Source organism: Thalassospira sp. (assembly GCF_048059015.1).
GTDB lineage: Bacteria > Pseudomonadota > Alphaproteobacteria > Rhodospirillales > Thalassospiraceae > Thalassospira.
Genome location: NZ_JBLLNT010000012.1, coordinates 194,988 through 208,472, shown reverse-complemented (window position 1 = coordinate 208,472; position 13,485 = coordinate 194,988). Strand labels below are relative to the sequence as shown.

The following is a 13,485-nucleotide window of genomic DNA, read 5'->3' as shown; positions in this document are numbered from 1 at the left end:
CAATACGGAACAAAAAGAATATGACCGCCGAGCAAGCGTCAAGCACGTCCAGCCTTCCGGAAATGCCCGAAACCAGCACCGAGGCACGCAAACAACATGCGGAAATCGCCGAACGCATTCGGTCGTTTAACGAAGCCTATTACGTCAATGACGAACCGCTTGTGCCCGATGCGGAATATGATGCCCTGTTCAATCGCCTGATCGAACTTGAAACGCACTATCCAACCCTTAAGAAAAACAGTCCGACACAGGAAGTGGGTGCTGCCCCGGCCGAAGGTTTTGCCAAGGTCAAGCATGCCCGCCCAATGTTGTCGCTGGGCAATGCGTTTTCGCGGGAAGACATTGTTGATTTTCTGGCCCGTATTCGCCGTTTCCTGAACTTGACCGCGCATAGCCCGGTTGAGGTGGTGGGCGAACCCAAGATCGATGGCCTGTCATTGTCGCTGCGTTATGAGAACCGCGTTCTTGTCACGGCGGCAACCCGTGGTGACGGATCAGAAGGCGAAGATGTGACCGCCAATGTTGCGCATATTAATGACATCCCCAAGACCCTACCCGAAGGCGCGCCTGACGTGGTCGAAATCCGTGGCGAGGTCTATATGGCGCGTTCCGCATTCCAGAAGCTGAATGAAACGCAGGCCGAAACGGGCGGCAAAACATTTGCCAATCCACGCAATGCGGCGGCTGGATCGCTTCGCCAGCTTGATCCATCCATCAGTGCCAAACGCCCGCTTCGTTTCTTTGCCTATAGCTTTGGCGAACTTTCTGAAAGCCTGGCGCAGACCCAATGGGACTTCCTGCAAAAGGTCGAAGGATGGGGCTTTGTCATCAACCCGTTGACCCGCACCCTGAATGATGCCGATGACATCATGGCGATGTATGAGGATGTCGGCAAACAGCGCCCGGACCTTGATTACGACATTGATGGCATTGTCTACAAGGTCAATGACTTCGAACTTCAGTTGCGCCTTGGTTTTGTCAGCCGATCCCCGCGTTGGGCGATTGCCCATAAATTCCCGGCCGAAAAGGCCCGCACGCGCCTGAATGCTATTGATATTCAGGTGGGCCGTACTGGCGCACTGACCCCGGTTGCCCGTCTGGAGCCGGTCACGGTTGGTGGCGTTGTTGTTTCAAATGCCACCCTTCATAACCGTGATGAGATCGAGCGTCTTGGCGTTCGCGTTGGGGACATGGTTGTCATCCAGCGTGCCGGTGATGTAATCCCGCAGGTGGTTGAAGTCATCCTTGATGAACGCCCGGAAGGCACAGCAGATTATCAATTCCCCGATACCTGCCCGAAATGCGGCAGCCACGCCATGCGCGAAGAAGGCGAAGCCGTCACGCGCTGCACCGGCGGGCTTATCTGCCCGGCACAGGCTGTTGAACGCCTTAAACATTTCGTATCGCGCAATGCCTTTGATATCGATGGCATGGGGGCAAAGAATGTCGAGGCGTTCTTTGAACTGGGCTGGGTCAAATCGCCCGGTGATATCTTCCGGCTTGAAAGTGATCATGGTGATGCGATCAAAAAGCTCGAAGGCTGGGGCGAGAAATCGGCAGCCAAGCTGTTTGATGGCGTGAATGAACGCCGCACCATCGGGCTGGACCGGTTTATCTATGCCTTGGGCATCCGTCAGATCGGTCAGGCAACGGCAAAGCTTCTGGCCCGTCATTATGGATCGGTTTCGGAGTGGCGCAGCGCCATGCTGGCCGCGAATGAGGCAGATAGTGATGCCCTTCGTGAGCTGATCAATATCGATCAGATCGGCCCGGGTGTCGCCAAGGACCTGATCGAATTCATGGCCGAGGATCATAACCGCGAAGTTCTGGATGATCTGCAAGGCCTTCTGACCATCACCGATGTTGAAGCACCAACCGCAACCGATAGTCCGGTGAATGGCAAAACGGTGGTCTTCACAGGCAAGCTTGAGCTGTTTTCGCGTAACGAGGCAAAGGTCAAAGCCGAAAGTCTCGGTGCGAAAGTGGCGGGTTCGGTCTCGGCCAAGACAGATTATCTGGTTGCGGGACCGGGTGCCGGATCAAAATTGAAGAAAGCAGAAGAATTAGGTGTTACTGTTTTGGATGAGCAAGGTTGGCTTGATCTGATTGCCACCGAATAAGGACAGATCCTTACCGAAAGGGACGCGTGCCGATGGAAGACCTTGGAAGTTTTTTTCGCCGTTATGTAGACGCCCATCTTAAGCTTGAAGAAAACGCGCTTGATGAGTTCTATCATTTTCCGTGCCTGATCAATGATCTGTCTGGCGTTCATGCCATTTCGAAATCCGAAGATCTTCACAACTATCACCAGTCCTTTTTCGAGGAATTGAAGAATGCAGATCTGGCCATGGCCAAATCCATGGTGGTAGAACAGCATTCAGCCCTTCCGGGTGGTGCGCGCGCGATTGTGTCGTTCCGGTTTGGCAATTCGGAGAACAATCTGATCTTTGATTGCGACTATGCCTTTGCCCTTCTCAAGCAGGAGGAAAAATGGAAAGTCGTCTTCGCGCAGCTTGATGAAATCCGATATAGCGACCTGTATTGAGGTCCGTGATGGCACCTCGTCCCACCATCATTGTTGGCCTTCTGATCGCTACCCTGTTGGCAATCAGCCCCAAAAACCCTGCGCAGGCTGATCCCGATTACGAGGTTCTGTCCGGCACGGCGCGTGCCATTGATGCCGATACACTGGAATTCGGGTTCCGACGCATCGACCTTTGGGGGGCTGATGCGATGAATTGGTTCCAGAAGTGTCTGATCAATGGTCAAAGCACGGCCTGTGGAGCGGATGCCTGGCAAGTCACCACCAACCTTTTGGTGGCAACCCCGATCACCTGTGAAGTACGCGGCAAAAGCCGTTATCACCGAAACATGGCGGTGTGCCGCAACGCCAATGGTCTTGATATTGGCCAAAGCCTGATTGTACGTGGCATGGCAGTTGCCCGCCCTGATCAGATGCCAGAATATCAAGCCATCCAAGACCGCGCCGAACAGGCCAGAACAGGTGTCTGGGCGGGCGAATTTATTGACCCGCTGAAATGGCGTCGCGGGGAGCGGTTACCCGAACATGAAACCGAAGTTCGGCGTTGGCAACGCGACGAATAAGCCTCTAACGACTTAAGGCTTCCCACCCGACGCAAACGGACGGGCCAATAACCTGCCCAACCCTGACAATGTGACCTTGTTTTTAAGCGACGCGACACCCAGGGTCACGACGACAAAGCCAAAGAACTGCTCGATCGTCAGAACTTCGCCCAGGAACATCCAAGCCGCAAAGAAAGTCATGGCGGGTCCAGACAACGAGATCAGCGATGCCTGCGTTGCACCGATGCGGCGAATGCCCTCGTAAAGCAGGAAGAACGGGATCACGGTGCAGAACATCGAAATCGCAGCAGTCCACAAAACCCCATCAACATTCAGGTTCAGTGGCCGCTGCATGATCAGCTGATAAATGATCATGCAAATGCCCGCCATGGTGTTGATCAATGCGGCAAAATGCATTGATCCGATGACCGTAATCATCCGCTGCCCGAAATAAAGATACAGCGCATAGGTCAAAGCCGATCCAAACGCCCATGCAGCCCCCACCCAAAGATCATCGGACACCGCCCCAACCCCATCAGGGGCGAGAACCAGCATCAAACCGACATAGGTAATGACAAAGCAGATCACCTGACGCACCGGCGGCAAGCGGCGTTTATGGATCACCTCAAGGATCATGACCACTGCTGGGAATGTGAACAGCACAATCCGCGAGACGGTCACGTCGATCAGGGAAACGGCGGTAAAATCAAATAGGGCCGCGGCAAAGAACAACCCGCCATAAAGCGCGCCCCAGCCGATATCGACCGGCTTCATCTTGCGTTCGCCCGGTCGGCTTTTGCCAAACAGATATACACCCAACCAAAAGAACGGCATGGCAATCATGAAGCGCAGCAGCAACAAGCCATCCACCGTCATGCCCGTCGCATAGACAAACTTCGCAAGAAGCCCCTTCATCGCCAGCGCGATCGTGGCCATCAGCACGATGGTCAATGCGGAACCAACAACGGGTTTGGCAGCAGGTGACGGGGCGGCGTCGGCAGACGTGTCGTGACCGGATTGCGCAGTTGCATCCGATTGGGGCTGTGATGGCATGGGGCTCTCCGATCTCTCCTGACTGTCATACTCACCCGCCAGCAGTCATTATTCAAATCGAATTAATTGCTATCAGATATCAGCTTTGGCTATATCTTGGGATCAAGCACCCCAACCAAACGCGCGCAGGACCGCCGATCATGGACATCAAGCAACTTCGAAGTTTCGTTCATATTGCCGAACTGGGCAGTCTGTCGCGCGCTGCCGAACGGCTAAACCTGTCGCAACCAGCCCTTAGCCGGCAGTTGAACCTCTTGGAAGAAGCCCTTGATACCCAACTTCTGGAACGCACCGGGCGCGGCGTTAAACTGACCGAAGCAGGTCAGATGCTGGCAGAACGCGCGCGCGTTATCTTGGCGGATTTGGCACGGCTGGAAGCAGATTTGTCAGCACGCCGTAGTCAGGTAACCGGGCATGTTCATGTTGGCGTGCCCCCTAGTGCGGGGATTGTGATTACCGGGGCGATGATTGAAACCCTGCGCGATCGTTTTCCAGATCTCAATATCTCGGTCGCAGAGGATTTGACGGGCGACGTGCAGGAAGGATTGCTGTCAGGCCGCCTTGATATCGGCATCCTGCATGACGGGATGATCTCGCGCAGCCTTCATGCCGAACCGCTATGGCGCGAAGACCTGTTCTTAATTTCCCATCCATCGCAAGTCGGCGAGCAGGAAACTGAAATCGCCTATGAAGATGTGCTGTCCTTGCCGCTGATCATGCCGACCAACCGCCATGGCCTGCGTGCGAAGATGGAAGAAGCGGCCTTTCGCGCCGGGCGGCCATTAACGCCGGTTGTCGAGGCCGATGCACTGCGTGTTCTGGTCGATCTGGTTCAACGAAATCTTGGCCATACGGTTCTGCCAAGAAGCTCGCTTGTGATGGAGCTTTCCACCGGACGCCTGCGGGCGCGTAAAATCACCAATCCGGAACTGTCACGCAAGGTGATGTTGTCCTGGCTTCATGATCGGCCACTTAGCACCGGGGCCAAGGCCGTTGTCGATACACTGCGTGATTTGGCGGGCACCATGCCGATGGCAAAGAAATAAACAAAACCCCGGCAAAGGAACCTGCCGGGGTTTTGCGTTAGGCGATCACAACGCGATACTGATCAGCTTTCAGCCTGTGAGTCAGATGATTTCTGCCACAGGTTCAGGCCGCCATCGGTTGCGTATTTATCGATCTCGGCAAGCTCGTCCGCGCTGAATTCAAGGTTATTGAGCGCATCAAGGCTGTTATCGAGCTGCTGCACATGACGCGCACCAATCAGTGCCGAGGTGATTTCAGGACGGCGCAGAACCCATGCAATCGCCATCTGTGCCAGGGTCTGACCACGGCGTTTGGCGATTTCATTGAGCGCGCGAACGCGATCAAGGTTCTCATCAGAAAGCATGCCCGGCTGGAACGAACCTTCAAGGGCGGCACGGGAATCTTCCGGAACACCATTGAGGTACTTGTTGGTCAAAAGCCCCTGCGCCAGCGGCGAGAAGGCAATACAGCCCATACCAAGTTCAGACAGGGTATCAAGCAGACCTTCTTCCACCCAACGGTTCATCATCGAATAGGACGGCTGATGAATAACGCAGGGCGTTCCCATGTCTTTGAGGATCGCATGCGCCTGACGGGTCATCTCAGGTGAGTATGACGAGATGCCAACATAAAGCGCCTTGCCCGAACGCACGATCTGATCAAGTGCGCCCATGGTTTCCGCAAGCGGGGTGTTGGGATCGACACGGTGCGAATAGAAGATATCAACGTAATCAAGGCCCATACGTTTCAGGCTCTGATCCAGGCTTGCAATCAGGTATTTGCGTGAACCCCATTCGCCAAACGGTCCCGGCCACATGCGGTAACCCGCCTTGGTCGAAATGATCAGCTCGTCACGGTGCTTTTTCAGATCTTGCGAAAGAACCTTGCCAAAGTTCTCCTCGGCCGAACCCGGGGGCGGGCCATAGTTGTTGGCAAGATCAAAGTGGAACACACCACGATCAAAGGCACGGCGGATCATGGCGCGCTGGGTCTCATAGACATCCACGCCGCCAAAGTTCTGCCACAGGCCAAGGGTGATTTTCGGCAGGATCAAACCGCTTTTACCACAGCGGTTATAGGTTTCGTCGTCATAGCGGTTGGTGTTTGCCATCCACTGTGCTTCGACTTCAGCCATGTCTTCCTCCAGTTTTCATAAGCGGTTTTCCGCTTTTATTGAATCGATCCAATGCACCCTTATTAAGCCATTGGATCGCACTTGTCAGTTCCCGATGATGCAAAAAGCCGCCTCGATACGCGAAGCGGCCTTTGCTTTTCACATGGCGGAATTATCCACCATGCCTACTTGGTCTTTTTCTTGATCGGTGCCGTCGCCTTTTGCAGCCATTCAAGATGATCTTCATCCAGATCATCGGCATACATGGCATAGACCTGCGCGTGGTAATCATTGAGCCACTGCAGCTCGTCCTTGGTCATGAGCTCGGGATCAATCAGCTTGCGCTCGATCGGCGAGAAGGTAAGCGTTTCAAAGCCAAGCATCTCGCGATCTGCACCACTTGGTGCGTCAATCTCGATCACGGCAATCAGGTTTTCGATACGGATGCCGTATTCGCCTTCCTTATAGAAACCCGGCTCGTTCGACAGAACCATGCCGGGCTTAAGCGCGATCTTGTTCGGCGCCTTGGAAATACGCTGCGGACCTTCATGAACGCCAAGATAACTGCCAACACCGTGGCCCGTACCGTGATCGAAGTCGAGCCCTGCTTCCCAAAGCGGCATACGTGCCAAGGTATCAAGCTGCTGACCTGTGGTGCCAACCGGGAAAATCGCACGCGCTAGGGCAATATGGCCCTTCAGCACGCGGGTAAAGCGATCACGATGTTCCTGGGTTGGCTCGCCAATCACCGTGGTACGGGTGATATCCGTCGTGCCATCAAGATATTGCCCGCCGGAATCAATCAGGAATATTTCACCCGGTGTCAGGTTGCGGTTGCTCTCGGGTGTGTTGCGATAATGGCAAAGCGCACCGTTGGGGCCACTGCCCGGAATGGTTTCAAAGCTTGAATCGCGAAACAGCGGATCTTCTTCGCGCAGCGCCAGCAATTTGTCAGCTGCAACCCGTTCATCGATGCTGCCATCGGCCGCGGTTTCATCAAGCCATTTGAAATAGCGGATGATCTTTTCGCCGTCGCGCTTGTGGGCTTTGCGCGAACCTTCAAGTTCGACCTCGTTCTTGCACGCCTTTGGCAATGCGACCGGATCGCGACCAACACGCACGGTTGCCCCGGCATTTGCCAATTGCATGCGAAGCCAGTCACCGGCGGTTGCTTCGTCCAGACGCACCGACTGATTGCCCATGGCACGCAGCGCATCGGCCAACTCGCCCGGCGCACGCAGGGTCGCCTCGGACGACAACCATTCGACTGTCTCACCGGCAAGCTTGCGTTCATCCATAAACAGTTCAACCGATGCATCGCCATTGATGATGGCATAGCCAAGTGCAAGGGGGGTTTGCGGCACATCTGCGCCACGAATATTCAGAAGCCAGGCAATGCTATCGGGTGCGGAAAGGATCGCACTGTCACACGAAATACGTGACAGCATGCCTGCGATCTGGCTGCGCTTTGCAGCGGTTGATTTGCCTGCATATTCCATCGGGTGCGGACGCACCGGACCAAGCGGCATAGACGGCTGATCACGCCAAAGCGCATCAATCGGATTGGTATCAATGGCGATCAGTTCGGCACCAACACCCTCACAGGCGGCACGCAGATGGGTTGCCTGTTGCACGGTATGAAGCCACGGGTCATAGGCCATCTTCTGACCGGATTTCAGATTATCATGCAGCCAACCAACAACCGGCTCATCGACCAGATGGCGGTATTCAAAGATGTCGCGATTGACCTGCTGGCGGACCTGAATGGTGTAACGACCATCAACAAAGACAGCGGCCTTTTCAGCCAGCACCACCGCCGCACCTGCAGAACCGGTAAAGCCGGTCAACCATGCCAGTCGTTCCGCACGGGCCGGAACATTTTCGCCCTGATGTTCATCAGCACGCGGGATAATGAAACCATCAACGCCCTTGGCCGAAAGATAGGTGCGCAGCGCAGTCACGCGTTCCTGCGCATCAAAACCGTCCTTGGCCATTTTAAACAGGGATTTGCGTTCACCCCGCAAAGCAAGGAGCATTTCCTTAAGGTCGTCGCCCAAATTGCTGCCGATCAGATCAAGCCAGTCTTTGCGCTTGTCACCGTCCGCCGCGGCAAGCACACCGTCAATCAGATCAATTACCGCATCAGCATCCTTGCCGACATTATCGCGTTCAAGCAGGGCTGCAAGTTGGGCATCACCGGAAATGGCCATAGACTTCCTCGTTTCTGTATGTGGGGCAGTTAGGGTCGTGAACCTGATACTATGTAAGGGTTATTGCTGATTTGGTGCAAGCAGCAAAGACATTTTGCATATTTTATAAAATTTTTCTCGCAGGTCGAAAAATCCGCTTCATGCGTCACAGGTATGAATGCGTTGCAACCTTCGCAATGCAAATTAGTTAAAGATTAACTTATGACACTCCTGTGACAAAAAGATGGCCCGTCGGGACGTCAATTTGCAGGAGACCACGAACGGTGATCCGTTTTCCTATTACTGCCCTGAGTGTCGTACAATCTCGTCGTCGTCAGACGGCCTATGACGGCCTTGAGCGCCTGACCTTAGGTCAAAAAGCAGCGCTCGGTCTCGATACAGGCCCTGCCCATCTGGCAGACGATGCTACTGACCGGTCCCCAACCGGATCGGAAGACGCCAAGGACAAGGAATAACGGATCAGTCCCGCCCGGACTGGTCGGATGCACAATGTCGAAGCGCAGGATCAAGGTTCATGATCCTTGCGGCCACATTTGTCTTTTCCCTCTGAGACGGCCCTGCTCCTCCACAGCAGGGCCGTTTCTTTTTGACCTGCTCCGAAGTTTCGCGCCATAGTACCGAAAACAAAGAAAGTTTTCGGAGTGGTTATGGCCAAGACAATTCTGATAACCGGCGGATCGCGCGGCATCGGACGCGCAACTGCTGTTCTTTTTGCGCGTAATGGCTGGAACGTCGCACTAAGCTTTGTTGGCAATCAACAAAGTGCGGATGAGACCTGTGCATTGTGTGAACGTGCCGGGATCACGGGGAATGCGTTTGCGCGCAAATGTGATGTGCGTGATGAGGCCAGCGTGATTGATTTCTTTAGCGCCGCGCGCGAACGGTTTGGCGCCATTGATGGTGTCGTCAATAATGCCGGGATTGTCGCCCCGCAAAGTACCTTGGCCGAGATGGATATCAATCGCATGAAAAACGTGTTTGATACCAATGTTCTGGGCGCTTATCTCGTCGCACGCGAAGCCGCCCGCACCCTTCATTCCGGAACAGCAATCGTCAATGTATCGTCCATCGCAGCAAAGCTTGGATCACCGGGCGAATATGTTGATTACGCCGGATCAAAGGGCGCGATTGATACCCTGACCATTGGCCTTGCCAAGGAACTTGGTCCCAAAGGCATTCGTGTTAACGCCGTTCGGCCGGGCATCATTGATACGGAAATCCATGCAAGTGGCGGCCGCCCCGAACGGGTTGAGGAAATGGGCCCTGCCTGCCCACTTGGTCGTCCCGGTGATGCCGACGAAGTTGCCAACAGCATCTATTGGCTGATTTCGTCAGATGCATCTTATGTCACCGGTGCCGTCATTGATGTTTCAGGCGGGCGCTAAGGAAAAGCAACCCTAGCCCTTTGCATCCGGGCTGCTATCTGCCATGGCAGGCGCGTCTTCTGGCGTTTCTGTGCTTTCACCCTCGCCAAATACGGCAGCCAGCCCATCATGGAGCTCAACCACATCAATTGGTTTGGCAAGGATGCGGGTGACACCAAGCTTGCGGTAAGATGCAATGATGTCGTCTGATGCATATCCGGTCATCACCACGACCGGAATATCGATATTCTCACCACGCAGGGCCTCGACCAGCTTCAAGCCGGTCATATTGGGCATGGTCTGATCAGTCAGAAGGCCATCGAACTTTCCATCGGACGTGCGAATGGCCTCAAGCGCCAAGGATGCCTCGGCAAAGGTTTCGACCGAATAGCCGATCCGTTCCAACATGCGTGCACAAAGCTTCAGGTTCTTTACCTCATCATCGACCACCGCAATGTGACCGCCCGAACACGTCATCAACCCGCTTGTAACCAGCTTGGAATCCTCAACTTCGCGGTCGAGTTCCGGCAACAGGATGGAGAACCGCGTACCCTGCCCTTCGCGGCTATAGACCGATATTTCACCTTTATGCCCGGTGACGATCCCATGCACAGTCGATAACCCAAGCCCCGTGCCCTTACCCGGTTCCTTGGTGGTAAAGAATGGATCAAAGATTTTCTTGGCCGTTTCTTCGTCCATGCCCGATCCGTTATCAACAACGCATATCCGGATATAATGTCCGGGCGTAAGCAACGGATGCATTTCAAGACTGTCTTCGGTCACTTCAAACCGGCTGGCCGCAACGCGAATTTCACCCTGTTCGCCAACTGCGTGATAGGCATTCGTGATCAGGTTCATCAAACATTGATCAAGCTGCGTCGCATTACCCAAAACGGTCATGGTGTGCTGATCAAGTTCGGTCACAAGCGACACATTGGATGGCAAGGATCCGCGCGCGAAGCGAACCGTCCCCTTGATCATGGATGACACATCAATCGGGGAACGCTCGGTTTCCGAATTACGGCTAAAGGACAGGATTTGCCGCACAAGATCACGTGCACGATCTGCCCCTTGGCGAATTTCCATCACGTCATCGCGCAACGGTAAGTCATCAGGCAAATCGGAATACAGCAGTTCGGCATACCCGCTGATCGGCTGCAGGATATTGTTGAAGTCATGGGCAATCCCGCCGGCAAGCACACCGATGGTTTCCATGCGCTGAGAATGACGAAGCTGTTGTTCGAGTTTTTCGCGCTTGCGTTCGGATTGAAGCCTTTGAAGTTCGGCCGCCGCACGGGCAGCAAAGACCTCGATGATCGATCGTGCCAATTCGGGATCAACCAGCGGCTTGTCTGACACAGTCACAAGAACGCCAATCGGCTGGCCGTCATTGCCATAAAGCGTCGCCCCGACATAACCAACGATATAGAGTTCGGAGACCCTGCGGACTTGCGTCATCAGGTCCTGGAAACCGTCTTCACAGACAAAGACGCCTTCTGAAATCACCCGCTCGGCTGCAGATCCAGCCAGCGGAAAATCGAGCCCCTTGGTATCGCTTAGCGGGGAATAATAGGCGACTGATTTCACCCGGTCGCCAACAAGTTCGGCTACGTGGCAATAGGTCATGTTCAGCGACTGACACAGAACTTCCGTCAGGTTTTCAAAGAAACCCGCTCCGATCTGATGTCGGACACCGCGATAAATGGACTCAAGGGTTTCCTGATATCTCTCACGTTCTGTGACATCGAGCGCAAAACTTGCAATACAATCAAGCTTGCCGTTGGCATCAAATATCGGGCTTTCAAACCACTCACAGATCATGCGGCTGCCATCACGCTTGATGTTTTCAAACCGGTTGTTGACGCTGTTTCTTGTTTCCATGATCTGTTCGACCAGCGCGCCCAACCGGAAACGATCCTTTTGTGGAACAAGCATTTCCAAACGCTTGCCAGCCAGTTCGTCCGCACGATAGCCAAACATCTGGCAGGCGGTTTCATTAACTTCGATGATTGTGCGATCAGGCGTCCAATAGAACACGCCGATTTTTGCGTTATTGAAATGTGCGCGAAGTCTGCGCTGGTTGGCTTCGAGATCGCCTTTTGCCGTTTCAAGATCGCGGCGATAGCGCATCCGTTCCGTCACATCACGGCAACTGATGCGAACCCCCAAGTTCGATCCATCTTCATCAGCAATAGGCTGCCAGGACATGGCGATGCCAACCCGATCACCGTTTTTGTGCAATCCGATAAATTCGCGATCACTGCCAGAAAGGCCGGACAATCCTTCTTCAAGATAATGCTTCACGCGATCACGGTCTTCGACAGCGACAAATGGCAGCGGGTAATATTCAATATCGGTGCATTCATCAACACTATAGCCAAGGATGCGTTCAACACCGGGATTAACCCAAACAAGCTTTCCTTCCGGTGAAATCCAGCTTTCCCAGTCGTAGGTGTAGTTGGCAACCGCTTCGAACCGACGCCTTGAGAAGTTCAGCTTTTCATCTGCTTCCATAACCGATTTGATCCCGGCGGCGGCTGCCAACAGGCCACCCGCCATATGGGCAAAGACGATTTCATCCGGGCGCCAGACACGCGTACGCCCTACGGTTTCAAAGCACAAAACCCCCATTCGCCCGGCAACCGAAATCAGCGATACGTCAAGCATCGCGCGAATATTGAGCGGGCGAAGATATTTCTCGGTAAACTCGGATGTTCTGGGGTCTTCAAGCGCATTTTCAGCATCAATCGCCTGACCAGTCTCAAGTGCGGCAAAATACCGTGGCAGGTCTTTGCGGCGCAGTAAAAGACCATCAGGAGACGCCGTCAGATCATTGGCATCAAATAGGCCGACACAGACCACATCGCCGTCTTCGTTCTGCAACCAAAGACTTGTGCGTTCACAATTCATCAGCTCGGCAAAACGTTGCAAGGTCGGCCGGAATGATATGCTTTCCGCGCGATCAAGGGCCGAGAAGTGATTGGCGACCTCTGCCGCACCTGCCCGGATCTGCTCAAGGAACCTTTTGCCTGTAACCAGTTCGTTCTCGGATCGAAGTTGGTCAACGCTGAGCTGAAGCAAGGCCTGCCGCATCCAGATGACGCCAACTACAATTGAGGCCGTCATCCAAGCATAACCAAACAGGGTCGATACCCAGACCGGCAGCGTATGCGGAGCAAGCCCGGCATCATCAAACAGGATACCCTCGCCACCAAACACACGGATCGAACCAACGCAGATAATGACGAGAAGACAAGATGCCGCGTAACGCAGCGTGGTCAAAAGCGGATGGAAAAGCGCGACAGTGACTGTAGAAACAATCATCAACGCCATGCCGCTGGCGGGCGAAAACATCACAAGATAGAGGATGGAAAGAACCGTCATCCCGCACAGGATGACGAACGCCTTCGTGCGCATTTCAAGCCCGCGCCGCAGAGCAAGGCAGGCAACAACCGCCAAAAAGATCGCAAGCTGGATAAGCTCAATCGGCCAGAAACGTTGGCTGGCCTCACGCATCATTGCTGCGAGAAGTGCCGGAAACCCGCCGATTGCCATAACCAGCAACATGAAATCGGCAATGCGATTTCGCGTTCGGCGTAAGATGACATCAACATTCTGACGCATGGGTCAAACG

10 protein-coding genes are annotated in these 13,485 nt (G+C 54.2%); 6 read left to right on the top strand and 4 right to left on the bottom strand.

The window, feature by feature from the left end:
* The first annotated feature begins 20 nt into the window (after positions 1–20).
* The 3 genes from ligA to ACMZ66_RS16505 are packed head-to-tail and all read left to right on the top strand — an operon-like array spanning position 21 to position 3,105.
* Positions 21–2,120 (top strand): NAD-dependent DNA ligase LigA, encoded by a 2,100-nt coding sequence (ligA, locus tag ACMZ66_RS16515; protein WP_416938765.1) that lies wholly within the window; start codon positions 21–23, stop codon positions 2,118–2,120.
* 32 nt (positions 2,121–2,152) lie between these two features.
* The gene (locus ACMZ66_RS16510; RefSeq protein ID WP_416938763.1) at positions 2,153–2,545 is read left to right on the top strand and encodes a hypothetical protein; all 393 of its coding nucleotides are present in this window, start codon (positions 2,153–2,155) and stop codon (positions 2,543–2,545) included.
* Between the two features lie 8 nt (positions 2,546–2,553).
* Positions 2,554–3,105 carry a thermonuclease family protein gene (locus ACMZ66_RS16505; protein ID WP_416938762.1) on the top strand — a complete coding sequence of 184 codons (552 nt, stop codon included), beginning with the start codon at positions 2,554–2,556 and terminating at the stop codon, positions 3,103–3,105.
* A gap of 12 nt (positions 3,106–3,117) precedes the next feature.
* On the opposite strand, the gene ACMZ66_RS16500 is transcribed toward ACMZ66_RS16505, so the two are convergent.
* Entirely contained in the window at positions 3,118–4,137 is a 1,020-nt protein-coding gene (locus tag ACMZ66_RS16500; protein ID WP_416938760.1) for a DMT family transporter, read from the bottom strand.
* A gap of 140 nt (positions 4,138–4,277) precedes the next feature.
* Between ACMZ66_RS16500 and ACMZ66_RS16495 the strand changes: the two genes are divergently transcribed.
* Positions 4,278–5,183, top strand: coding sequence for a LysR family transcriptional regulator (locus tag ACMZ66_RS16495; protein ID WP_416938758.1), 906 nt, complete (start codon positions 4,278–4,280; stop codon positions 5,181–5,183).
* A 62-nt stretch (positions 5,184–5,245) separates the two neighbouring features.
* Here the strand turns inward: ACMZ66_RS16495 and mgrA are convergent, their stop codons facing one another.
* Both mgrA and ACMZ66_RS16485 read right to left on the bottom strand, forming a co-directional pair.
* A complete protein-coding gene (gene mgrA / locus ACMZ66_RS16490; protein WP_416938757.1) occupies positions 5,246–6,298 on the bottom strand; it encodes an L-glyceraldehyde 3-phosphate reductase in 1,053 nt (350 codons plus the stop codon).
* A 164-nt stretch (positions 6,299–6,462) separates the two neighbouring features.
* Complete coding sequence (locus ACMZ66_RS16485; RefSeq protein ID WP_416938756.1) at positions 6,463–8,487, bottom strand: aminopeptidase P family protein; 2,025 nt, start codon at positions 8,485–8,487, stop codon at positions 6,463–6,465.
* 263 nt (positions 8,488–8,750) lie between these two features.
* On the opposite strand from ACMZ66_RS16485, the gene ACMZ66_RS16480 reads away from it, so the two are divergent.
* Complete coding sequence (locus ACMZ66_RS16480; protein WP_416938754.1) at positions 8,751–8,942, top strand: hypothetical protein; 192 nt, start codon at positions 8,751–8,753, stop codon at positions 8,940–8,942.
* Positions 8,943–9,134: 192 nt separating this feature from the next.
* Positions 9,135–9,872, top strand: a complete 738-nt coding sequence (locus ACMZ66_RS16475; protein WP_416938752.1) for an SDR family oxidoreductase — start codon at positions 9,135–9,137, stop codon at positions 9,870–9,872.
* Between the two features lie 12 nt (positions 9,873–9,884).
* Here ACMZ66_RS16475 and ACMZ66_RS16470 read toward each other — a convergent pair whose 3' ends face one another.
* Positions 9,885–13,475, bottom strand: a complete 3,591-nt coding sequence (locus ACMZ66_RS16470; protein WP_416938750.1) for a PAS domain S-box protein — start codon at positions 13,473–13,475, stop codon at positions 9,885–9,887.
* Positions 13,476–13,485 lie beyond the last annotated feature (10 nt).